The 23071-nt window shown below is 49.8% G+C and carries 19 protein-coding genes and 1 pseudogene; 18 read left to right on the top strand and 2 right to left on the bottom strand.

Annotated features, from left to right (window positions below):
• Positions 1-115 precede the first annotated feature (115 nt).
• Positions 116-1681 (bottom strand): M4 family metallopeptidase, encoded by a 1566-nt coding sequence (locus F0220_RS24615; protein ID WP_105601240.1) that lies wholly within the window; start codon positions 1679-1681, stop codon positions 116-118.
• Between the two features lie 46 nt (positions 1682-1727).
• Positions 1728-2045 (bottom strand): hypothetical protein, encoded by a 318-nt coding sequence (locus F0220_RS24610; RefSeq protein ID WP_181156162.1) that lies wholly within the window; start codon positions 2043-2045, stop codon positions 1728-1730.
• Positions 2046-2451: 406 nt separating this feature from the next.
• On the opposite strand from F0220_RS24610, the gene F0220_RS24605 reads away from it, so the two are divergent.
• From F0220_RS24605 to F0220_RS24520, 18 genes and pseudogenes are all read left to right on the top strand, one after another.
• On the top strand, positions 2452-3408 hold the full coding sequence (locus F0220_RS24605; protein ID WP_105601238.1) for a glycosyltransferase family 2 protein: 957 nt from the start codon (positions 2452-2454) through the stop codon (positions 3406-3408).
• Positions 3409-3449: 41 nt separating this feature from the next.
• A complete protein-coding gene (locus F0220_RS24600) occupies positions 3450-4562 on the top strand; it encodes a glycosyltransferase family A protein (RefSeq protein ID WP_223199772.1) in 1113 nt (370 codons plus the stop codon).
• Positions 4562-5335, top strand: coding sequence for a glycosyltransferase family 2 protein (locus F0220_RS24595; RefSeq protein ID WP_105601237.1), 774 nt, complete (start codon positions 4562-4564; stop codon positions 5333-5335). Before F0220_RS24600 ends, F0220_RS24595 begins: the two co-directional genes overlap by 1 nt.
• The gene (locus F0220_RS24590) at positions 5332-6063 is read left to right on the top strand and encodes a sugar phosphate nucleotidyltransferase (protein ID WP_074096322.1); all 732 of its coding nucleotides are present in this window, start codon (positions 5332-5334) and stop codon (positions 6061-6063) included. Before F0220_RS24595 ends, F0220_RS24590 begins: the two co-directional genes overlap by 4 nt.
• A 5-nt stretch (positions 6064-6068) precedes the next feature.
• Complete coding sequence (locus F0220_RS33435; protein ID WP_308737369.1) at positions 6069-7610, top strand: GT-D fold domain-containing protein; 1542 nt, start codon at positions 6069-6071, stop codon at positions 7608-7610.
• 66 nt (positions 7611-7676) lie between these two features.
• The gene (locus F0220_RS24580; protein WP_105601235.1) at positions 7677-9404 is read left to right on the top strand and encodes a glycosyltransferase family 2 protein; all 1728 of its coding nucleotides are present in this window, start codon (positions 7677-7679) and stop codon (positions 9402-9404) included.
• A gap of 378 nt (positions 9405-9782) precedes the next feature.
• A complete protein-coding gene (locus F0220_RS24575; protein ID WP_105601234.1) occupies positions 9783-10736 on the top strand; it encodes an aminoglycoside phosphotransferase family protein in 954 nt (317 codons plus the stop codon).
• Positions 10737-10953: 217 nt separating this feature from the next.
• Positions 10954-11232, top strand: a complete 279-nt coding sequence (locus tag F0220_RS24570) for a glutaredoxin family protein (protein ID WP_105601232.1) — start codon at positions 10954-10956, stop codon at positions 11230-11232.
• A gap of 322 nt (positions 11233-11554) precedes the next feature.
• A complete protein-coding gene (locus tag F0220_RS24565; protein WP_105601231.1) occupies positions 11555-12898 on the top strand; it encodes an LLM class flavin-dependent oxidoreductase in 1344 nt (447 codons plus the stop codon).
• 130 nt (positions 12899-13028) lie between these two features.
• Positions 13029-14672, top strand: a complete 1644-nt coding sequence (locus F0220_RS24560) for an ABC transporter substrate-binding protein (protein ID WP_105601229.1) — start codon at positions 13029-13031, stop codon at positions 14670-14672.
• Between the two features lie 261 nt (positions 14673-14933).
• Entirely contained in the window at positions 14934-15866 is a 933-nt protein-coding gene (locus F0220_RS24555; RefSeq protein ID WP_036605816.1) for an ABC transporter permease, read from the top strand.
• A 60-nt stretch (positions 15867-15926) separates the two neighbouring features.
• A complete protein-coding gene (locus tag F0220_RS24550; protein WP_105601228.1) occupies positions 15927-16844 on the top strand; it encodes an ABC transporter permease in 918 nt (305 codons plus the stop codon).
• Between the two features lie 123 nt (positions 16845-16967).
• Positions 16968-17515: pseudogene (ssuE, locus tag F0220_RS24545) on the top strand (NADPH-dependent FMN reductase).
• A gap of 69 nt (positions 17516-17584) precedes the next feature.
• Positions 17585-18457 (top strand): LysR family transcriptional regulator, encoded by an 873-nt coding sequence (locus tag F0220_RS24540; RefSeq protein WP_105601226.1) that lies wholly within the window; start codon positions 17585-17587, stop codon positions 18455-18457.
• Between the two features lie 240 nt (positions 18458-18697).
• Positions 18698-19756, top strand: a complete 1059-nt coding sequence (locus F0220_RS24535) for an LLM class flavin-dependent oxidoreductase (RefSeq protein ID WP_105601224.1) — start codon at positions 18698-18700, stop codon at positions 19754-19756.
• Positions 19757-19806: 50 nt separating this feature from the next.
• The gene (locus tag F0220_RS24530) at positions 19807-21033 is read left to right on the top strand and encodes an amidohydrolase (protein ID WP_223199770.1); all 1227 of its coding nucleotides are present in this window, start codon (positions 19807-19809) and stop codon (positions 21031-21033) included.
• 333 nt (positions 21034-21366) lie between these two features.
• Positions 21367-22227 (top strand): histidine racemase CntK family protein, encoded by an 861-nt coding sequence (locus tag F0220_RS24525; protein WP_105601222.1) that lies wholly within the window; start codon positions 21367-21369, stop codon positions 22225-22227.
• Between the two features lie 41 nt (positions 22228-22268).
• Positions 22269-23063, top strand: coding sequence for a class I SAM-dependent methyltransferase (locus F0220_RS24520; protein ID WP_105601221.1), 795 nt, complete (start codon positions 22269-22271; stop codon positions 23061-23063).
• The last annotated feature ends 8 nt before the right edge of the window (positions 23064-23071 follow it).

Genomic DNA, 23071 nt, shown 5'->3' with positions numbered 1-23071 from the left:
GGACACCGCTTTTGGTTGATCTAAGCTTAATCCGTTCGGACGGTGAGGGGTGTCTGAACGTTTTGTTACTATTATGATGAGTACATTATAAGTTCAAGCACATTAAAATTAGATTTTACAGGCCTACAGCTTGATACGCTTTGGTAATAGCAGTAGCTTCAGCGGAAGTTGCTCCGTACAGATCTTTGGCTGCTTGAATGGTAGCTGTTTTGGCAGCGGCAAATTTGGACGTTGGTGTCAGGTAGTTCACCAGTGTGCTGTAGAAAATCTGGATTGCTTTATCCCGGCCGATTCCGGTGACAGTCACACCATTATGTGTTCCGCCTTGAGCAGCAAGGTAGTAAGCTTTGTTGATGATACCACTGTTGGTATGGACACCGCCGTTGTCCTGTGTGCCTGTGTAGCGATCGCTGTATTTGTCAGGTTGACCATACAATGTGGGGTTGGAGAGGGAGCGCAGCGCATCTCCTGGAATGTTAGGTGTGTAGATATCATCCCCGAGCAGCCAGTTTTTGCTTTGGATCGTATTACCAAAAATATCGGCAAAGGCTTCGTTGAGTGCGCCTGGTTCATTACGATACTCCAGATTGGCTGTATATTCAATGACACCATGCGTCAATTCATGACCCACAACATCGAGGTCACCAGACAGGGATCGGAACGTCGTTCCGTCTCCGTCACCAAAGACAATCTGTGCTCCGTTCCAGAAGGCATTATTGTAGTTGGAGCCGTAGTGTACGGTGGATCTAATCAGCAATCCGTTACCATTAATCCCGTTACGATTGAATTTGTTTTTGTAGAAATCATACGTGGCAGCTGCATGGGCGTGAGCATCCACACCTGCACGATCGGTCCATACATTATCCGAATCCGTGAGCAGAGTACCTGGCAGCGAGGAGCCATTGTTCGCCGTGTACGTTTGGATGCCATTGCCGCGAGTGGTGTCTTTCAGTTGGAAGGTGCTGCCGGATTGGGTGGTCGTCAGGGTTTTGGTATCACCGAGTACACCTGTGCCTGTTCCAGTGGCAAAATTAATGAGGTCAAACTGGGATACGATACTGCCATCCACTGCATTTATGAAATATTTGGTCCGTAGAGGGGCAGGTTCCAGTACGTTTACTTCCGTAATGTAAACCAGATACGTCTGACCATCTTCTTCATGATGATAGATGTTCAATTCAGCTTGAGGTGTGATTTCCGCGGCACCAAGCTCTCCAATCCGGGAGGTTGCTTCTTCGGTTGCAATACGGATCGCGTCTTCTCCGCTGATCTCGGCTACACCATCATTCGGAATGGCCTGTTCTTCAATCGGTGGAAGATCGCCAAGTGCGGAACTCACGGCACCGGTTTTGTCCAGGTGGACTGTCTGTTCTGCACCATAAACCGGGATACCTTTAATATACTGTTTCAGGCGGAAGTGTCTTACGCCAGATGTATCTGTGTTTCTTTTGACAATTTTGAGCTGGGATTTCACATCGGAATTCAGGAATTGTTCCTGCTGTCCAAGGTAATTAAAGATGGTGTCATCTGTTCCACTGTTCAATGGAATACCCTCCTCAGAGGCATAAGGGGCCTGAAGTGGAATGGATTGATCAGACACTGGAGCTGCAGCAGCAGAGGATACGGAAGCGAGCAAAAGAGCTCCTCCAAGAATTGTTGGCATAACTTTGGCGAATTTCATAGTAAACTCTCCCATTCTTAAACTTATTTTTTTGGTTGGAAAATGTTTATGCCAGTCTCGGTTGGAATTCCGTCTGCAACTTGGGCAGCGCGGAGCGTGGGGCTGAACCTGAAGCGTGGAATAAGACAAGAAACGATTGGAACAAAATCGGCTTGGCCTTAGCTCGGGAAGTGTTAAGCACGACACCAAACAAAAAGGATAACCGTTTATTCAGTTCAGCCCGAAGGTTTAATCGTCTATTGTGTTCCTCTTTCAGAAAGCCGGGGGTTGTCCAATTGCGCAGGTAGAAGATACGTTCACGGAAAACTGGGGTGTTCAATCCGGGTTTGCGTAAATGACAAAGGCAGTGTGTTCTGAACGGCATCACTCCTCTCAAGAGTAAAATGTATCTGCTTAACAGGTTCTGTGAATGAGGTCATCATCTAATCAACCTTAGGTCAATAAATTGATTTAAAAAATGTAGGGGAACTTATGTTCACCACAAGGTTATTTTTGTAAATAAAACTGCTTGGAACGTATATTATCACAATGTAAAACTTTGGAAAAGATACAAATTTAGATTTTTGTTAAAATTGTGTCTGAAGTAGGGGAGAGGTAGCGTTTTTCACATAATTTGACGTATTTTGTCTAAAAGCAAGACCTGTACCCTCGTGTTCACAGGGAGAACCTGCTTCGTGCAAGGACAAACGCCGTTTCCACTGCTCCACGAATACATAGAATAACGTGTACTCCCTTGGCATGCCGATGATCGAATGCGGGAGGTGAAACTGTTGCGCAAAAACCGTACCAAAGCACGTTATGCAACCCGATCCAATGTGACACGAAGAAAAAAAGTGCTGAAGAAACGAAGATGGAAGTCTGGACAAAAAAAGGGTACAAAAGCCTATACGTTCGTTATTCCATCCAAACAGCTGATGTCACAGGCCAAGGATGGAGTAGAGAATGGAACGGAAAATGGCATGAGTGATGCTCCTTCACACAGAGATGTTTCTCAGCGACCGATGCTCTCGGTCATTATCCCTGCCATGAATGAGGAGAAAAGGATTGGTGCAGTTGTACGTGAAGCGCTACGGATATGCCGTGATGCTGAAGTGCTTGTCGTTGTGAATGGTTCAACAGACGGTACGGCTAATGCAGCCAAACGGGCTGGAGCACGAGTGCTCAAGTATGCCGAAGCGCTGGGGCATGATGGAGGACGAAAAGTAGGCGCAGCGGAGGCGCGCGGTCAGGTATTGTTATTTACTGATGCAGATATCGTAATTCCCGCAGAGCACCTTGCACCTTACGTGAAGGCTGTGCTGAAGGGAACGGATGTGGCGCTTAACGACTACCATGGGCCAGTCACTCATCATCCCGTTCATCCGGTAGTGGAGGCCAAACACATGTTGAACAGCATACTCGCAAGATCCGATCTCCGGGGAGCATCCATGACAGCTATTCCACATGCAATAAGCCGAGCAGGACTTGAGGTCATGGGGATATCCTCACTGGAAGTTCCGCCACTCGCACAAGCGAAGGCAGTGATCGGCGGACTTCGGGTACGCGCTGTTCATCACGTACCTGTGGGTAGAATGAATGCAGTACGAATCAAAAAGCGAAGTGGACCTGATCTGCTAAGTCAAGTGGTACTCAATGATCATATGGCAGCGATCAAGTGGATTACGGATACGCTCGGTCCCCGGGGAGGTTATACCGATCTGCAACGTGTTCGCAACCTGGCGAGGTAAGCATGTCGCATCGGATGATGCAGCATGCTGGAGGTGAGGAAATGAAGGGACGTTCAGGGGTTGTCCGCCGCAGGCGGTCAACAAATAGACAAACGACAGCAGGAAGAACAGGAATGAACAAGCGTCTTAGGAACAAAAAACATGTAGATATTAAAAAAACAAGAAGAAGCCGATCAAAGTCTGGCCAAGTAGATCTGCACTTGATGTGGAAAGCGGGGCAAGTTGCAGGAAGCGAGGCAAAGACGAACAACACAGTATCAGAAAAACACGCACGTCTCGTATGGAATGCACACGCGGCGAACGTTGCGGAGCTAAGCAACTTCGAGCTGGTCCTGAAAGCAGGTAAGGCATTTATGCAAGGTTATGCTCAGGCCTCGGGACATTCATTCCAGATCGTGCCATTACCTCTTCGTCATTCGGCTGCTGCCGTTGTCTGTGCCTGTAATGAGGAACACACACTGGGGCAGGTGTTATTGCAACTGAAGCGGTTGCCTCTAACGGATATTATTGTGGTACTGAATGGAACGACAGATGACAGTTTGAAGCAGGTACTAAGGCAGCCGGGACTTACAGTAATCTATGAACCGGATCGGGCAGGACATGATGTGGGCCGGGCACTTGGAGCCAAGATGACGGATGCGGAGTCGGTACTCTTTGTGGATGGAGATATGGTCGTCTCGGCTGAAGAGCTTGCACCATTTCTGTATGCAGTTGATCGGGGACAGGATGTGGCGTTGAATAATCTGACGTCTTTGCTTCCTGCGTTTGCAGGGCAGGATGAGGTAAGCCGGATCAAAGCATATCTGAACCGAACATTAGGCAGGGCAGATCTTGGTTCCAATTCCATGACAGCCGTGCCTCATGCATTATCTCGTCGTATGATTGAGACCGTGAAGCCAGCATCACTGGCCGTTCCACCTAAGGCACAAAGTCTAGCTATTCAGCATGGAATGAACGTCTCTGCACCAAGTCAGGTGGATGTTATTCGTTCCAATCGGTTGCGTCCTGGTAACACGGGAAGTGGGAATGATGTCGCCAAATTGATCATCGGAGATCATCTGGAGGCACTGGCTACATTGCTGGGTACAGGTTGGAATCCAGCCCAGGCACATACACTCTCCCGTGTAGAAGTGGCTTACAGGAGGAACGCCTAATGACACTGACGAGTATGATTATCCCAACTTACAATGGTCTGGATCTGATCAGGCCCTGCATTGATGCCATACGTCAATACTCGGGCGATCCTGCGTCATATGAAATTATCGTGGTAGATAACGGTTCGACCGATGGAACGGCTGAATATTGTGCGCTGGAGCGAATTCGATTTGTCAGGTTCCCGGACAATCGGGGGTTTCCGGCAGCGTGTAACGCTGGACTTCGTGCCGCTTGCGGGGATGAGCTGCTGCTGTTGAACAATGATGTTACGGTCACGCCCCGTTGGCTGGAGAACCTGCGAACGGCTCTGTACAGTGACGCAAGTATTGGAATCACGGGTCCTGTTACGAATTATGCAAGCGGCATCCAGCAGATTAAACTGCAGTTTCGGGATATGGAACATTTTCAGGAGTTGGCCAATTCCAATAATATTGCGGATTCTTCAAGGTGGAGGGAAGTACGCCGGATCGTCGGTCTGTGCATGCTGATGAAACGAGATGTCGTGGAATTGGTTGGACTGCTTGACGAGGCATATTCTCCGGGACACTATGAGGATGACGATTATTGTTATAGAGCAAGATTGCAGGGATATCGCCTGCTGGTATGTGGAGATGTTCTCGTGCATCATCAGGGAAGTGCCAGCTTCCAGAAGACAGATCCGGTAGCGTGGAAACAGCTGCTTGAACGTAATCGTTCGATTTTTATGAACAAATGGCATGTCGATCCGCTTGAATATATGGACATATCCGATGAAGGAGGGAACGTGGAATGAAAGGTGTAATTCTTGCCGGCGGAACAGGAACTAGACTGTATCCGCTGACCCGGCTCATTAACAAACATCTGCTTCCAGTCGGTAAACATCCGATGATTATGTATGGCATCGACAGACTCCGCCAGGCAGGCATTGATGAACTATTGATTGTGATCAACAAACATTCCGCCGGGTTATATACAGAGTATCTTGGTGGCGGAGCGGATCATGGGGTGAAGTTGACTTATCGCATTCAGGAAAAGGCAGGCGGGATTGCGGAAGCGTTGGATCTGGCGACCACTTTTATTCTTCCTGGCGAAAAATTCGTTGTGCTTCTCGGAGATAATCTCTTCAGCGATGATCTGAAGCCTTATGTGGACCGTTACATGCAGCAACCTGCGGGTACAGCGCGAGTTCTGCTCAAAGAGGTGGATGATGCACGACGTTACGGGGTGCCTGTTTTTGATCCAAAGCATCCAGAGCGAATCTCGTACATTGAGGAGAAGCCAAGCCAGCCGAAAACCTCTTATTGTGTGACGGGCATATACATGTATGACGATCATGTATTTAACCTGATTCGCAACATTGCGCCGTCTGCGCGTGGAGAACTTGAAATTACGGATGTGAATAATCACTACGCGTCTGCTGGCGGACTGGAATACGACATTTTGCAGAAATACTGGAGTGATGCAGGTACGTTTGAATCGCTCCAGGAAGCAGCTGTCCGCATGAAAGGACAATTGCCCTAAAATATATGCGACTGATGCTGCCGCTGTGCGGTGCCCCATGGGAGCAGAACACTCTGCGCCGGAGCTGGAAGGATGCTCCGGCGCTTTGCGCAGCGACAATCCTCGTGCATGCCAAAGGAGGGAATGGCGTGAGAGTAGTGACACGCACCGGGGCCGCTAGGGCCTCCGTGTCGGGTAAGCCACGGGGCATCCACCCGGCCGTATTTATGGGCAGTGGCACTCCGGCAGCAGCAGGTACAGGGTCTGCTGGAGTCAGAGGTGTGAAGTCAGGGAAACGCAGTACCCTGACCAAAGCGGGTGCATCTGCAGGTGCAGCGCATAAAGCTGCTGCAAGGAAAGCGAGCAGCACAGGCAGTGTTGTTGGCAGAGCAGGCAAAGCTGGCTCTGCGAGTGCGAGCAGAGCGGCAAGAGCCAGCCGCGCCCGCAAAGGCAAAGCCGGCCTGCGCCAGGCCACTGCTGGGCGCAGGCCTGCAACAGCGCGGGGCCGACGTGCCGCTGCCCGCGCCAAGCAGCGCACGGCGATGCGCCGTGCGCCCATGCCAGCACCGCAAGCCAGCACGCCACAGGCGATGCCTGCCAGCGGTGCTGGCCCCGCCCCGCGCCAGGCGACACACCCGAAGGGTGTCGCCCCCGCGGGGCGGGGAGGCGCTGCCGGCGCGAATGCGGGCAGCGCGAAGGGTTTGCCGCCTCCGCCCGCGGAGCACGCAGTGCAGGCGGAGGCCGTGCCCGGCGGCTACGCCGAGGGCTACCGCGACGGCGTATTCGCCGGCGGGGAGGCGCTGGTGGCGCAGCACATCCCGCCGGATCACATTCTGCCAGCCGTGGCTGCGGCAGATCTGATCGCGGCGGGATTCCGCCAATATGCGCCCAGCCTGGCCCGGCTGTCCAGCCCCCATGAGATGGCTGGACACATCACGGCGGCGCTGGATGCGCAGCGCCCCTTGTCTGTCGTTCGCCTCGGAGATGGCGAACTGCTCACGCTGGCAGCCGATACGGTGCTGCCAGGTCAGGAAGTGCAAGAGCTGGCACCGTTTCTGCCCTATGCAGGGGTGCCCTGCTCAACGCCAGACATCCGCGCGTTGCTTGCGGAAGCCATACAGGCCGCCGACTGGGTTGGCGTGCCGATCTCGCGGGCGCCGACATTCCAGGGGCTGTTATTTCCGGTATTGCGCCACTTCGGGATCGACTGGTCCCAGCTGAAATTGACCAGTTCCACGATCAATTACAGTCTGCATCAGTCCGGCCTGGTGTTGCCCTTGCTGCAAGGACGGCGGGTTCTGCTCATAGGCAGCCAGGCACCAGAGCTTGCAGCACTGCTGCATAACCGGGGGATTCATGTCACAGGTATCATTGGTTCTGTGGCGGGAGTCATGGATATTCCGAGGGTAATGCAGCAAACCGCAGAACATGCTTTTGATATCGCTTTGGTGGCGGCGGGAATTCCGGCGGTCATTCTGTGTCGGCGAATTGCAGGTGAACTCGGCAAGGTCGCTCTGGATTTTGGACATTTGGCTGACAAACTGGTAACAGGAGAGCTTCAACTCTAGTGGACCGTCCGGGGGCTGGTCATGTGCGTGTTAGCCTCACGGACAAGTGGAAATGGAGGGAGCAACATGAGCACACCCGATCAACAGCGCGGGGGAGGACGTCATGGTCGTAACAACAAGGTTAATGCTCGAAACGTCATCCGTCGAAAGGGTCACAGTCATCACAACATCACACCAAATATCAGCACTCGTAGTGACAACAGCCACAGTGAAAATAACCGGAATGGCAGCATAAGCAGCGGAAAAAAAGCGGCCCGCCCTGCCACACAGCGCGATGCCTCGCGATCTGCCAAGGCCGTCCTGCATGCAGCAGGTCGTCGCTCAACGCGGCGGAGATCCAGACGTAATGGTAAAAGCAGTCGCACAGCCAGAGCCAGGCTTTACAAACAGGGTTATCGTAGAGGATATGACGAAGGTGTCCGCCAGGGACAGAGTTCATTTGGTCTTGTTTTTGAAGGAGTTAGCATCATTATCCCCACGTACAATCAGCGGGAGTATGTGCTGCAATGTGTGTCCAGTATCGAAAAGCATACCCCTGCCCCCTTCGAAATCATTGTCGTGGATAATGGCTCCAAAGATGGAACTGCCAAGGCCATGCTCCGCAAAGGCGGCATGGTGCGGGTTGCTGCCCTGGATCAGAACAGGGGGTTTGCCGGAGGTGTCAATCATGGGCTGATGATGGCGAGAGGACGACATATCATCGTACTGAACAACGATACGCTCGTTACTCCGGGCTGGCTGGATAACATGATGACTTGTCTTGCCAGTGATCCGAAGATTGGTGTGGTGGGTCCGGTGACCAACTATATTGGCGGGGATCAGCAGATTGAGGTTCCGTACCGTGAGGTAGAAGAGATGTGGTCTTTTGCCGCCACACATAATCGTCCGGATGCAGACAAACATCGAATAACCAATCGCCTGGTCGGGTTCTGCTGGTTGTTCTCACGGGAACTGCTGGAACGGGTAGGTTATCTGGACGAAGGGTACGCGGTGGGCAATTTCGAAGATGATGACTGGATCATCCGAGTGAAGCTGGCAGGATACCAGCTTGCGGTAGCCGGGGATGCTTTTATCCACCACTTCGGAAGTGTCAGTATGAAAGCCTTGGGTGAGCAAGACTTTGCTGTAGTGAATAAGGATAACGAGCAGTTTTATAGCCAAAAGTGGGGAGATCCCCATGCGCTGGTTGCCGAAACCTCCCGCTTGGCTAGACAACAAACCTCTGGTACCCCATCCGGTCAACAAGAGGATGGTGACACAACCCCAATGGATCCGCGTCAGCGAATCTCAACGCAGGGCAGCCAAGATCCAGCATTACAGTTCAGACACAGTTATGACTTCTACCCGGAAGGTTCGTTCCTGTCCGATGCCAAAGGAGATGTCTATACTTTAACTGGCGGTCGGCGGCGTAAGCTGAATATCCCTGTACCGCGTGGAATATCTCCTGTTCAGGTTGCCAAGCCGGATCTGCTCGCCATTCCTGCCGGAGAAGCACTGATATCAGCGGGGGACGTGCATGGATGGCCGAGGGAATCACAACAGGTGCATACGACAGCGGTTCATGGTTCTCACAATAGCTGGGCAGAAGGAAGTATTGTTGCTGCAGTGGATGCACCCGAGATTCGATATCAGATCAGCGGAGACAAGCGAAGACGATTTGTTTCGGTCTATGCGGCAGAACGTTGGGGTGTACATTCTGGGCATATTATCAGCGTGTCTGCGGACCAACTGAATTCGATGGAAGAAGGCTGGCCCATTATCGCCCCACCTCAGCTCTTGAACCCAGATCTGTAATGTCAGGCGATCTAGTTATACGAATCAGCAGCATGATGCGGAATGGAAAATGTGGCGGTACCCTGTGTAATCGCTCTGATTCATTCCGCATCCGAATATTACATATGAGTTGGTAGCTATATAAGTTGAACTAAAGATTATTTATACTGACACTACGATGACAGAATAACCTTCCAATCGCTGTTATCCCCAGATTTTTTCGATTCCCCTTTCTCAAGGGGAAATCCGGGGGTAGCGTATGCTTCCGAGGCAGCTTTCTTGCAGAAAGCTTGTAGCTTCGCTTTTTCAGGTTTTTTTCTGTCCTCTCCGTTATCGTATAAATGATTAGTTCAACGTATATAGACCACTTAAAGTATAGCGATTGAGGGAGGATGCACGGTGAAGAATTCTATAGTTAACCAAGCCGAACAGATTGCCAGTGATTTTTTGCTGGAAAAAGTAACATGCTCACATCATATCGTGGGTAAAGGTTTTGTTAATCAGGTCTGCCTGGTGGAAACGGCAAGTCATAAAGTGATTGTACGGATGAATAATCCAGATACATATCCCACCTTTTTGAAAGAAAAATGGTGCATCGAACGAGCAACAAGTGCCGGTATTCCTGGGCCACAGACATTATCCGTTGGGGTCAACGCTGAACATGCCTATATGATTCAAACGGTTGTGGAAGGGGATAACGGATTGGATACGACAGTGCCCCCGTCCGTGATTTGGAGGAAACTTGGTGAGTACACACAACGTATGCAATCCATCCCGGTGGCAGGTTTCGGAAGGGAAATGCACGATCCCGTACAAAACAAATTTTACTCTCCCCCTCATGCAGGATCAGATGGAAGTTGGCAAGGATATGTGCAATACAATATCAATAGTCTGACGGAGCAGGACCCGCTGATCGAGCTTGGTGTGATGACGATGAAGGAATCACAGGTCGTAAGGCAATTATTCGAACAACTGAACATGCAAAATTTCCGCTTTGGCTTATGCCACGGCGATCTCTCTTTGAAGAATACAATCGTAAGTTTGACAGGAGAAATTACCCTTCTGGACTGGGGAAATGCGGAGGTCACCGTCACGCCGTATGGCGATATCACTCAACTCATGCAATGTCAGCTAAGGGGTGAGGGTCCTGACAAGGAAGAATTGAAAGCGTTTTTAGAAGGATATGGGACAAGTACACAAGAGCAAGAGCGTGTACTGAATCAAGCCAGGTATGTGTTGTTATTGAAAGCTTTTGATACCCTGAGGTGGGCCATAGATCGAAGTCCGGATCAGATCGAGTTCTACACTGATTTAGCAAAACAAGCTTTTAACCAGGTTAGGAGGGGCCAATAGCGATTCATTCCTGTAAAATAAGCCATCTTTCAAATTTATAATTTAATCTTTCTATTTGGTTATAGGTTTATTCTATTAGCAGATCCATTGACGCAGGAAGGGCACGGGAGTACATTTAGAGCCATAATTCTTATTTAACAGATGGGAATTTAAGGTCTAGGGCGTTCATATTCAATCGTCCAGATCTTGATCTTAAAAACAATCAGGAGGTATGTCGATGTCATCATTAACCAAAAAAGTCGTGCTGTGGAGCAAAACAGGCTGTCATTTCTGCGGGGAAGTGAAAGCATTTTTGACAGAGCGAAACCAGCCTTTTGAGAACATTGAAGTGCAGGGTAATGACGTCCTGCGTGATGTGCTTGAAGCAAAATATGGCATTCGGCATGTACCCGTTATTGAAGTGGGAGGGGACGGCAAGTTTGAAGCCTTGCTGGAACCTGATCTGGAGAAGCTGGCTGAACTTCTGGCACGAGCGGACGAAGCGGCAGCAGTCTAACGGGAGTTGATATATACCTTTGAAGCAAGCCGTTCCGGCTGCTGCATGATGCAAGATCGCATTTGTACAGCAGCTGGAACGTTCATAAGTTAAGGCTCACTTGGGATGTAAATGGTCTTATTTACATCTTCAATGTTCATATAGAAAAAATCTATTAGTCACGCTGTTGACCCTTTTACGGGGCAGTGATAAGATTTGTGAAATTAAAACAAACCAAACTCATAGGAATAGTTAACTTTTAAGTTATTTCGCATACGTAATCAGTTCAGTTGGCCCTTGATCATTCTTTTAAAGATTCTAATCCAAGGAAGGCGGAGTGCATATGACAGCGAAACGCAGTTTGAAATTTGGAGCCATTATTCATGGGGTTGGAGGAAGCAACACCACATGGAGACACCCGGAGGTTCTTTCGGATGCCAGCGTTAACTTTGGATTCTACAAACGTCAGGCACTGAAAGCGGAGGAAGGCAAGTTCGATCTTGTTTTTATCGCAGACGGTCTGTATATTACCGAGAAATCCATTCCGCATTTCCTGAATCGCTTCGAACCAATCAGTATCCTCTCCGCTTTGGCTGCCGTTACTTCACGCATTGGACTGGTGGGTACCCTCTCGACATCCTATAGTGATCCGTTCACCGTAGCCAGACAGTTCGGTTCCCTGGATCAGATCAGTGATGGCCGTGCAGGCTGGAACGTCGTGACCTCTCCGCTGGAAGGTACAGCGAAAAACTACAGTAAGAGCAACCACCCTACGCATCCGGAACGTTACCGCATTGCTACAGAATATCTGCAGGTAATCAAAGGGTTATGGGACTCGTGGGAAGATGATGCCTTTGTAAGAGACAAAGAGAGCGGTGTATTCTTCGACCCATCCAAGCTGCACACCCTTAATCATGAAGGAGAATTCTTCTCCGTACAAGGTCCGCTCAACATTGCGCGTTCACGGCAAGGACAGCCGGTGATATTCCAGGCGGGTTCTTCGGAAGATGGCAAAAACCTGGCTGCGCAAGAAGCGGATGCTGTCTTTACCGGACACGATACGATTGAAGATGCTCAGGCATTCTATAAGGATGTCAAAACACGGGCCGCTTCCTATGGACGTTCTTCACAGGATATTGTCATTCTGCCAGGTATCAATCCTATTGTTGGACGGACAGAAGAGGAAGCTGAACAGAAATATCAGGAAATCGCAAGCCTGGTCACGATTGACAAAGCATTGGATTACCTGGGCCGTTTCTTCGAACATCATGATTTCTCCCAATATCCGCTGGATGAACCGTTCCCGGAGCTGAACGGAATTGGAAGCAACAGTTTCCGAAGTGGCACGGACAAGATTAAGAAGGATGCCAAGGAGCAAGGATTGACTTTGCGTGAAGTGGCTCTGCGGGCAGCAACACCACGCAGCAAATTTCTGGGCACACCAGAGCAGGTCGCTGACAAAATTCAGGAATGGTTCGAGACGGAAGCGGCAGATGGCTTCATTATTGCTTCCGAACTGCCAAGTGGATTGTCTGATTTTGTAGAACTGGTTGTTCCGATTCTGCAAGAGCGCGGCCTGTATCGTACGGACTATGAACACGATACATTGCGAGGTAACCTTGGGGTGAAAATTCCGGTTAACCGTTATACGGCTGCGAAGAAGCAGGTTGTATCTGATTTGGCATAACTGAGATGAACCCTATTCAATGTACACTACGTTTCGTACTAACTTAAAACCCACTTAACTCATAGGATATATCAAGTATTGGTATAAACATCAATTTAATGACACCTGTATACACAGAGGGGGAAGCGATATGAACAGGTCTATCTCATGGATGAAATATATGGCATTGGCAGCATTATTGGTGATGGTATTATCCGGTTGCGGAGCAGCGGGAGGCAGCACGAACAGTACGGCACAGGCATCAGGTGGGGGGCAGACCGGGCAAGTCGAAGGAGGCAACCTGAGTTTTGCACTTGCAACTTCACCGGATACGCTGGACCCTCATCGCAGTGGGCTTGCCGTAACGGTGCGTGCCATCCGGACGATCTACGACAATCTGGTCGTGCAGCTGCCTGATGGCTCCATCAAACCTTGGCTTGCCACGGAATGGAGCGTATCCAAGGACGGCAAGAGTTATACGTTCAAGCTGCGTGAAGGTGTGAAGTTCCACGATGGTACGCCGTTTAATGCGGAAGCCGTGAAATACAATCTGGACCGGGTGATTGATCCGGCCACCAAAGCTGCCAATTCCCTTGCCCTGATTAGACCGTACAGCTCCTCCGAAGTCATTGATGAATATACCATCAAGGTAAATCTGGATTCACCATCGCAAGCTTTTCTCGGCAATTTGAGTCAGGCGCTACTGGGGATCGTATCCCCTACAGCTGCCCAAAAATATGGCGATCAGCTGGGTAAAAATCCGGTGGGCACGGGTCCGTATACCTTTGTGAAATGGGATGAAAATGCGGATATCGTCGTTGCCAAGAACAAGGATTACAACTGGGGACCTGAGACGGTTGAAAATAAAGCCGCACCTCATGTGGATACGATCACATTCAAGATCGTACCGGAAGAAGCGACACGCATCGGAAGTGTTCAGAGTAGTCAGGTACTCGCTGCCGAGACCGTTCCGCCGCAAAATATCGCTGCCTTAAAGAACGATCCGAACCAGCAATTGTTGCAGGCCAATACAGTTGGACTGCCATATACACTCTTTTTCAATCTGCGCAAAGCGCCTTGGGATGATGTGAAAGTAAGGCAGGCAGTGCAATCCGCTGTAGATGTGGAATCGATTGTCAAAACATTATATCTGGGCAACTACGAACGTGCGTGGTCCGCACTGTCTCCTGGAATCCTGGGATATGATGCATCGCTGGAAGGAAGCATCAACCCGGACATCAACAAAGCCAATCAGCTGCTGGACGAACAAGGCTGGGTGAAAGGTGCAGACGGTATTCGTGCCAAAGACGGCCAGAAGCTGACCCTGCGTTATGTCGATGGTTCACCCAATCGGGAGAAACGCAATGACATTGCTGCAATTATCCAGCAACAGCTGAAACAGGTAGGCATCGCCGTTGAAGTGGAGATTACAAAAGATATCGCAACAGTCATCTATCAGAACTGGGATTATGATCTCTATGGTAACAGTCAGGTCAATTCTGATCCTAATGCCTTGTACGCTTTCTATCATACGAGTGCAAAGGGCGAGCGTCCGACATTGTCCGGTTTGTCTGATCCAAAGATCGATGAACTGTTAGAGCAGGGAGCGGTTGAGACAGATCCCGATAAACGTGTTCAGATCTACAATCAAATCCAGCATTACCTGATTGAGCAAGCGGTAATTCTGCCGATCTATGTATTCCCGTATACCGTCGCTGCATCCAAAAGGGTCGAAGGCATCAAGTTTGATTCATTGGGGTATCCGCTCTTTAACGACGTCCGCATTCAGCCCTAACAGAGGTTGTTCAAAAAGTCCACTTTTGATTACGAGTCATGCCTAATGGCATAATCAGCATCGAATATGAAATTCAGCCGAAATAAGCGGGAGGCTTACGAAGTATGTTTCCTTTGGAAACATTTTAGTTGCTTACGTAGTTTCCTACGCTCCGCTACTCCATTTCTAGCTTCATTCCATCTTCTCGGTACTGAAAACTGGTCTTTTTGAACACGCACTATAGGAACGGCCAATCCAGATTCAGGAAGGAGATATCCCGGTATGGTTCAAACGATACTGTCACGACTCGCAACATCGCTTCTGGTTATATTCGGAGCTTCGGTGCTGGTGTACTGCATCATGTATCTTCTGCCGGGTGATCCGGTGCTGCTCATGTTGGACCCATCCTCGGCTACCCCGGAGATGATCGAGAATCTGCGGGTTCAGCTAGGACTGGATCAACCGTTTTATATCCAGTTTGCGAACTATTTCGGTGATATGCTGCGTGGGGATTTCGGTAAATCCATGATCAATTCGGATCCGGTATTGCCAAAAATACTAGAACATTTTCCAGCGACACTGGCACTGACCGCACTCAGTTCAATCATTGCCATCACGATTGGAATAACACTTGGTGTACTGTCTGCGATTCATCGCAATGGCGTGATTGATTTCGTCGCCCGGCTCGTTGGACTGTTCGGCATTTCCATGCCAACCTTCTGGACGGGGATTCTGCTCATCCTGTTATTCTCGGTACAGCTTGGCTGGTTCCCGGCGATGGGTTCCGACGGATTCAGCTCACTGGTTCTTCCGGCTGCCACACTGGGTCTCGTGGGTGCAGGATTTATCGTACGGATGGTACGGAACAGCATGCTGGAAGTGATCAATGAACCGTTTATCGTGGCGTTACGGGCCAAAGGACTTTCGGAACGTGCGATCATGTATGGTCATGCACTGCGTAATGCACTTATTCCTGCAGTAACGGTAATCGGCATGCTGATCGGTGATCTGCTTGCGGGAACCGTTGTGGTGGAAACTGTCTTCTCCAGACAAGGAATCGGTCGAATTATTGCCGATGCGCTAATGGCCAAGGATCTTCCCGTGGTGCAAGGTGTGGTTTTCTTTACATCTATCATCTACGTTGTCTTGAACCTGCTGGTGGATATCTCGTATTCGTACATTGATCCACGGGTTCGGCGTGCAGTCCGCACATAATCATGGATGGAACAGTCAGAAGTGTCCTGACGCAGAGTATGAAAGGAGGAGTTGTTGCTCATGAGCATGAAACCTTTGGCTGGTGACAAAAAAGCATGGGCGGGCAGTGTAGGACGTATCCGTCTGTGGAATCGCCGCCCTTGGCGCTATCGCGTCTCATTCGCAGTATCCCGATTATTCTTTTATGCAGCATTGCTGGTGGTGGTGTTTACCGTGGCATGTGCGATTGTACCGGGCTGGATTGCGCCCTATGATCCAACCCAGATGATGACGGATGCCATACTGCAGGCTCCTTCTGCTGCGCATCTGTTCGGGACGGACTATTTTGGCAGGGATATCTTCAGTGTGGTTGTGCATGGAAGCAGGGATTCGCTGCTCATTGGATTTGCTTCCGTTCTTGTGGGCGGTATTGTCGGTAGTGCGCTTGGTATTATCTCCGGTTATGCCGGAGGCGTTGTTGATACCGTCACGATGCGGGCTGTCGATATTCTGATGGCTGTACCCGGCGTGCTCCTGGCATTGTCTGTTGCAGCTGCTCTCGGGCCAGGACTGATAAACATTGCACTGGCTGTTGCGGTTTCCTCCATTCCGGGCTACGCACGGGTGATGCGTGGGCAGGTCATATCAGTTAAAGGTCTGCCTTTCATTACAGCGACACGTTCACTGGGCGGCTCCAATGCACGTATTTTCTGGAAACATGTACTGCCACATTCATTGTCACCCCTGCTGGTCATGGCTACGCTGGGCGTAGGGACATCAATTCTAACGGGCTCCGGACTCAGTTTTCTGGGACTTGGGGTGTTGAAGGAAATACCGGATTGGGGTGCATTGCTCTCCCAAGGGAGAGGTTATCTGACGGTTGCCTGGTGGATCTGTACGTTCCCGGGTCTGGCGATCACTTTGTTTGTACTGGCGGTTAATCTGATTGGAGACGATATTCGCGATCGGCTGGACCCCAAAGTAAAAGGAGCGGTCTGACCGCTATACCAAAATATAAGAATTTATAAGTTTCACCCTATCCATTTTTATATTTCACTGCGAAACGGTAGCTGTGCCACCAGAGGACGGCGACAGCCGTTTACGCTTGAGGAGGAGATATTCATGTCACATGTTGTCATTATTGCCGGATCACCCTCCAAGCGTTCGCGTTTGACAGGTCTGACGGATTACAGCAGCCAAAATTAACGGAGGCAGGCATCACCGTTGAAGTTATTCACGTTGTGGATCTGCCCGCTGAGGATCTGGTGCAAGCCCGGTTTGACAGCTCATTCATTCGTGATGCACTTGCTGTCGTGGAAGCCGTGGATGCAGTCATTGTAGCTACACCCGTATACAAGGCATCGTACTCGGGAGTGCTTAAACTATTCCTGGATCTGATTCCGCAAGAAGGGTTACGGGGCAAGTTGATACTCCCACTCGTTATCGGTGGCTCTGTTGCTCATCTGCTGGCCATTGATTATGCATTGAAGCCTGTACTGGCGGCCCTTGGTGGAAGACATATCCTGGGTGGTGTGTATGCTGTGGATCAGGGAATTGAACGACTGGATGATGGACAATTCGTACTCTCGGCAGATATTACTACACGTCTGGATCGCTCACTGGATGAATTGTTATTGACACTGGAAAAGGATGGGATTACGATATCGTAAAACCAAGTAAGTATATTGGATAAATCAATATAAGATCAAACGTCTGCGGACGTGGATACGGAGGCACTCATGAATATCGAGAATATTGAAGCATTTGTATATATCAATCATTATGGAAGCTTCAATAAGGCTGCCGAAGTACTCTTCTTGTCCCAACCTTCGGTCACAGCTCGCATTCAGTCACTGGAAAGGGAGCTGGGCTGCAAGTTGTTTGTTCGGCTTGGCAAGCAAATCGTGCTAACAGAAGAAGGTCGGAAATTCCTGCCATATGCGCAGCAAGTGCTGCAAGTGATTCAGAAGGGCAAGCAGAAGATTCAGCAACGCCGGACAACACCGGATGCGCTTCGACTGGGGAGTACAGTATCGGTATCCAATTATGTCATTCCCGATTTTCTACCCAAGATCAAGGATGCTTACCCCGAGATTAACATCAAATTGACGACAGCAACGACGGATCAGCTGATTGCCAAACTGCTGGGTCAGGAGATTGATCTTGCCTTTGTGCGCAAGGTCATGCATCCTGCGATCCGTACGGTTGCTTTTTATGAAGATCCAATCCAGCTCTATGTGTATAAAGGGCATCCATTCATTGAGAGCGGGCATGTCAGCATGGAAGCCATTCGGAATGAGCAACTGGTCTTTTTTGAATGTGGTTCATTGGACTGGCTTCGCATTCACCGGGCTTTCGACTCGCTGGAACATCCGCCGAATATTACATACCATGTCGATAATTCGGAGACAGCGAAGAAACTGGTTATGCAAGGGGCAGGCATTGCTTTTCTCCCGGGACTCACGGTGAAGAAGGAAGTGCAGAATCAGGAACTGTTCCCCATTCAGGTACATGAGGTGGCAGGTGTATCACTGCAGATCAGCGTTGTCACGTTAAAAGAAGAATATTCGCCATTGGCAGAGCCCTTCGGGGAACTGCTGCGGCAGTTATAGAGCATCTAACGTTGAATCTGATTTTTACACCAAAACGGAGAGTGCAGAACCAATCTGAAGAAGCGAAGCGTGCGCATTTATCAACAGATTTTTCCCTTGAACCAAGGGAGTAAAGAAAATCTGGGGATAAGAGTGATCGGAAGATGGTACTGCAATCGGAGTGATAAAGTGTAACATCTCTAGTTCAACTTAATAGTGATTCAAGAATAGCGGTTCAGCACAATCAAGGAGGAGAAGGATATGAGTATTCGTGTTGGCATTTTGGATCAGACTCCCATCTATGAAGGGGAGACGGCGGTGGATGCTTTTCGGCATACGATTGAGCTGGCACAGCGAGCAGAGCAGCTGGGATTCCATCGATTCTGGGTGTCGGAGCACCATGATTCAGGGCATGTTGCGGGTTCCTCCCCGGAGGTACTCATCTCCCACTTGCTTGCGCATACAAAGCGGATTCGGCTGGGGTCCGGCGGAGTAATGCTCCAGCATTACAGCCCATACAAAGTCGCCGAGAATTTCAATATCCTTGCAGCGCTCGGACCAGGAAGAGTTGACCTGGGAATCGGTCGTGCGCCAGGTGGTTTACCCCGTTCGACACAAGCGTTGCAGGAAGGTATTCAGGAATCAGCATCTCTTCAAGAGAAAATTGTTCAGGTGAAACGATACATCCACAATGAGCCGCTTGAAGATTCATCACATCCACTTGCAGGTCTCAGCGCTTCGCCTCTGTCCGATATTCCAGCAGAACTGTACGTACTTGGAGCCAGTGTTGATAGTGCAGGCATGGCTGCGGAACTGGGACTTCCATATGTCTTTTCACTGTTCATTAACAGTAATATAGAGGTAGCGCTTCAATCGATCCGTGTGTATCGTGAACAATTTGATCGTTCCCAGGGACGGGAGCCCTACGCTGCACTAGCCATATCGTTAATTGTGGCCGAGAGTGAGGAGGAAGCGGAAGGACTTGCGAGCGAGCATATGCTGGTGAAGATCCATCTGGAGAGTGGGAAAGTACTCACTGTCGGTTCTGTGGAACAGGCGGAAGAATTCGGTCGTCAATCAAACGAAACCTATCGGATCGAAATTTTGGAGCCAAGTGTGACCCGGGGGACGAAGGAAAGCGTAGGTCAGGCACTGCTGAAGTTCCAGCAGGAGTTTGCTGTGGAAGAGTTCATTGTGACTACAGCTACACGGGATTTTACCAAGCGCATTCGTTCATTCGAATTATTGCGTGAAATTCTGGCAGAGCAGGGACTAAGCGAATTTGCACTGGAATCCAAGGAAGAAGCAGCAATCGGATAGAAGTAGACAGTGAATATAGCAGTGAATATATACGAATGGGAGGCCGTGTGATGAAAAGTGATCTGGAACAGCCTAAACAGCAGGCTGAGCAACAAGTACAGGGCCCCGAGCATGAACTTCATGGTGAACGGGCGGAAGAATTCGCGGAACGTTTAATCACCATTCGGCGACACATGCATCGTAACCCGGAATTGTCCGGCGAGGAAAAGGAGACGACGGCAGCTATTCGCAGGTGGCTGGAAGAGGAAGGCGTCCGTATTGCAGACGAATATGTGCTGCGGACAGGACTTGTCGCTGAAGTAGGTCAAGGGGACGGTCCTGTGGTTGCCCTAAGAGCAGATATTGATGCGCTGCCCATTCAGGAAGAGACAAAGCTGGCATTTGCCTCCCAAGTAGATGGAAAGATGCACGCTTGCGGACATGACGCACACACGGCAATTCTGATCGGTGCTGCACGATTACTGAAACAGCGCGAGTCCAGTTTGCCGGGAAAAGTACGGTTGATATTCCAGCCGTCGGAGGAAAAAGCAACGGGTGCACGGCAAGTGATCCAGAGCGGCGCATTATCCAATGTTCGGGCCGTATTTGGTTTGCATAACAAGCCTGATCTACAGGTAGGTACGGTGGGTATTCGGGAAGGCGCATTGATGGCAGCAGCAGACGGTTTTGTTGTCAAAGTGGAAGGTGTAGGCACCCATGCAGCCGTGCCTGAAGCCGGCATTGATCCAATTGTGGTTGCCGCACATATTGTTACGGCATTACAGGCCATTGTGAGTCGCAATGTGGGAGCACAGGAGAGTGCTGTAATCAGTGTCACCAAGCTCCACAGCGGCACAGCCTGGAACGTCATTCCGGATGAAGCGATACTCGATGGCACAGTGCGTACCTTTGATGAGAAAGTGCGTGCACGGATTCGCGAACGTTTCAATCAGGTGGTCGCAGGTGTGGCGGCTGCTTATGGCACACGGGCTACGGTTCGCTGGATTCAGGGACCACCTGCTGTGGTCAACGATGAAGCTCTCGCATCTGCGGCGGAACAAGTTGCAAGTGAGATTGGATTAAATAGCGTTAGACCGCTGCCTTCTCCAGCAGGTGAGGACTTCTCTTTTTATCAAAAAGAAGTTCCGGGCCTGTTCCTCTTCCTGGGCACCTCTGGCCCGCATGAGTGGCATCACCCTGGCTTTGATGTGGATGAACGGGCATTGCCGCTGGGAGCACATCTTCTGGCTGCACTGGCTGAGAAAGCACTGCACAATGTGCAAGCACATCAAGAGTGATGAGTATAGTGAATCACTGGATCATATCCAGATCGAAACGGTTCCGTTCGACGGCAGCCGTTTTTCGTATTCCCTTTTTTAAGTGAGAGTGGGTAGGAACGGCGATTCGCTGAATCTTATCAGACGATTTAGTTATGGCTAGGGCTGGCGCAGAAGCGTCAGCTCTGTTTGGGTTTTCTTATATGGAGGGCAGCTAAAGGTATTTTGAAATTTTTATTTTTTTAAATGGAAATATTTGTTGACGCTCCCCAAAAGGATGTGCTATATTTTTCTCGACCTTTAATCGTAATAATTACTATTAGATAAAAAAGAAGAACAGGAGTAGTCGCTGCGATGAAACAGGAGATCGATTTTATCAAGTTCAGTCCCACTCAAAACATGACGATTCTGGTTAAAACGGATCATGCAGCCGAGAACTACAACCATATTGCTACGCGCTTAATGTCATATGATAACGTTTACGCTGAACAAGTGGGATTCATTGAACCAACGAGGAGACCGGAAGCTGTGGCCCGTCTGGAAATGGCCGGAGGAGAGTTCTGTGGCAATGCCTGTATGGCACTTGCAGCACACCACGCATCTGAAGCAGGACTGGCTCAACAGGAGTCTATGGATATCATGCTGGAGGTTTCCGGAACCGATCAATTGATCATGTGCCATGTGAAGAAGCAGCAGCATGAATACAACTGCCAGGTAACCATGCCGGTTCCGAAGCAGATTGAGCAGCGAACAATCCGGTACGAAGGCATCGAACTCGATATGGTGATCATCCGGTACGCTGAGTTCATCCATATCGTGATTGAAGTCGATGACTTTGACGATACGATGAAGAAGAGGGCACAGACCCTTGCAAGATTACTGGGATTAACTCTGGGAGATAAGCTGATCGGTATCTTGTTATATCAATCACACTTGGAAGAAATGGCCCCACTCATCTATGTTCCGGAGCTGGATAGTCTGATCTGGGAGAGAGGGTGTGGTTCGGGTACAGCCTCCGTAGGAGCGTATCTCGCATGGAGCCAGCAAAGGCAGATTACGCAGTACATCAAGCAGCCTGGTGGTGCGATCAAAGTGGTAGCCCAGTGGGATGGCGCAGAACTTGGGAGTATTACGATTGAGGGATCGGTTGGCATCGTGGCTCAAGGCAAAGCCTTCATAGATGCTCCAGCAGAATGGAGCTTTATAAACGCATGAGGTACATGACATGATCGAGACAACGTATTGGGGGAAAAGAAATGATCACATTGGTTCATTTTCAGACATGTTTGAGTGAATTTGCAGAGAAATTCGATAAGCTCGCGAGCAAGTATGATCATACGATTCAGCATAGTTCGGAGCTGGAAGCTGTGATCAATGACTACTCCCGCTTTGTGACCGATCAGGAGAATAAGGCAGCCTGGGAACAGTTGGAGCATTCGGAGTTGGAAGAGCTTGATTCGCTTGTATGGCAGTTAAGAAATAAATCCGCCCAGTGTGTGGCGATCATGGAGAAATATCGTGCATTGAAGTTAGAGAACGGGGATGTACAGATTGCCGATTATTTCAAGAATATAGAAGAGTGTATCGATAAAGAATTCGGCAGCTTCCATGTCACCTCCGATTCCAGAGTGTTGTTGGTAGGCTCCGGTTCATTCCCTATGACACCATTACTCATCGCCAAGCGTTCAGGTGCAGAAGTCGTCGGGATCGATATTGATGAAGAATCCATTACACTCGGGCGAAAAGTGGTGGAGACACTGGGCACGGGTTTGAAGATTCGTTTGGAGTCAACATTGCTGGAGAATCTGGATTATACCAGGGAAGCAACCCATATCATTTTCAGCTCTACCGTGGCCGCTAAATATGATCTGCTCGATCAACTGCATGCCCTGACAAATGCACAGGTGGTTGTAGCCATGAGATATGGTGACCAGTTAAAGTCCTTATTTAATTATCCGATGAGAGCGACGGACAGCAACAAGTGGAAGCTGGTGGATACGATCTTGCGCCCGGATGATGTGTTTGATATTGCGTTGTACCAAAAAGCATAGGTATGCAA

This window comes from Paenibacillus sp. 37, from assembly GCF_008386395.1.
In the GTDB taxonomy this organism is placed as follows: Bacteria; Bacillota; Bacilli; order Paenibacillales; family Paenibacillaceae; genus Paenibacillus; species Paenibacillus amylolyticus_B.
This window is presented reverse-complemented; position numbering and strand designations above follow the sequence as displayed.

Excerpts from the sequence above, each read along its gene's own strand:
- F0220_RS24565 (WP_105601231.1), top strand. The coding sequence starts at position 11,555 with ATGACAGCGAAACGCAGTTTGAAATTTGGAGCCATTATTCATGGGGTT.
- F0220_RS24540 (WP_105601226.1), top strand. The coding sequence starts at position 17,585 with ATGAATATCGAGAATATTGAAGCATTTGTATATATCAATCATTATGGA.
- F0220_RS24525 (WP_105601222.1), top strand. The coding sequence starts at position 21,367 with ATGAAACAGGAGATCGATTTTATCAAGTTCAGTCCCACTCAAAACATG.
- F0220_RS24555 (WP_036605816.1), top strand. The coding sequence starts at position 14,934 with ATGGTTCAAACGATACTGTCACGACTCGCAACATCGCTTCTGGTTATA.
- F0220_RS24570 (WP_105601232.1), top strand. The coding sequence starts at position 10,954 with ATGTCATCATTAACCAAAAAAGTCGTGCTGTGGAGCAAAACAGGCTGT.
- F0220_RS24550 (WP_105601228.1), top strand. The coding sequence starts at position 15,927 with ATGAGCATGAAACCTTTGGCTGGTGACAAAAAAGCATGGGCGGGCAGT.
- F0220_RS24610 (WP_181156162.1), bottom strand. The coding sequence starts at position 2,045 with ATGCCGTTCAGAACACACTGCCTTTGTCATTTACGCAAACCCGGATTG.
- F0220_RS24595 (WP_105601237.1), top strand. The coding sequence starts at position 4,562 with ATGACACTGACGAGTATGATTATCCCAACTTACAATGGTCTGGATCTG.
- F0220_RS24560 (WP_105601229.1), top strand. The coding sequence starts at position 13,029 with ATGAACAGGTCTATCTCATGGATGAAATATATGGCATTGGCAGCATTA.
- F0220_RS24535 (WP_105601224.1), top strand. The coding sequence starts at position 18,698 with ATGAGTATTCGTGTTGGCATTTTGGATCAGACTCCCATCTATGAAGGG.
- F0220_RS24615 (WP_105601240.1), bottom strand. The coding sequence starts at position 1,681 with ATGAAATTCGCCAAAGTTATGCCAACAATTCTTGGAGGAGCTCTTTTG.
- F0220_RS24600 (WP_223199772.1), top strand. The coding sequence starts at position 3,450 with ATGAAGGGACGTTCAGGGGTTGTCCGCCGCAGGCGGTCAACAAATAGA.
- F0220_RS24580 (WP_105601235.1), top strand. The coding sequence starts at position 7,677 with ATGAGCACACCCGATCAACAGCGCGGGGGAGGACGTCATGGTCGTAAC.
- F0220_RS24520 (WP_105601221.1), top strand. The coding sequence starts at position 22,269 with ATGATCACATTGGTTCATTTTCAGACATGTTTGAGTGAATTTGCAGAG.
- F0220_RS24590 (WP_074096322.1), top strand. The coding sequence starts at position 5,332 with ATGAAAGGTGTAATTCTTGCCGGCGGAACAGGAACTAGACTGTATCCG.
- F0220_RS24530 (WP_223199770.1), top strand. The coding sequence starts at position 19,807 with ATGAAAAGTGATCTGGAACAGCCTAAACAGCAGGCTGAGCAACAAGTA.
- F0220_RS33435 (WP_308737369.1), top strand. The coding sequence starts at position 6,069 with ATGCGACTGATGCTGCCGCTGTGCGGTGCCCCATGGGAGCAGAACACT.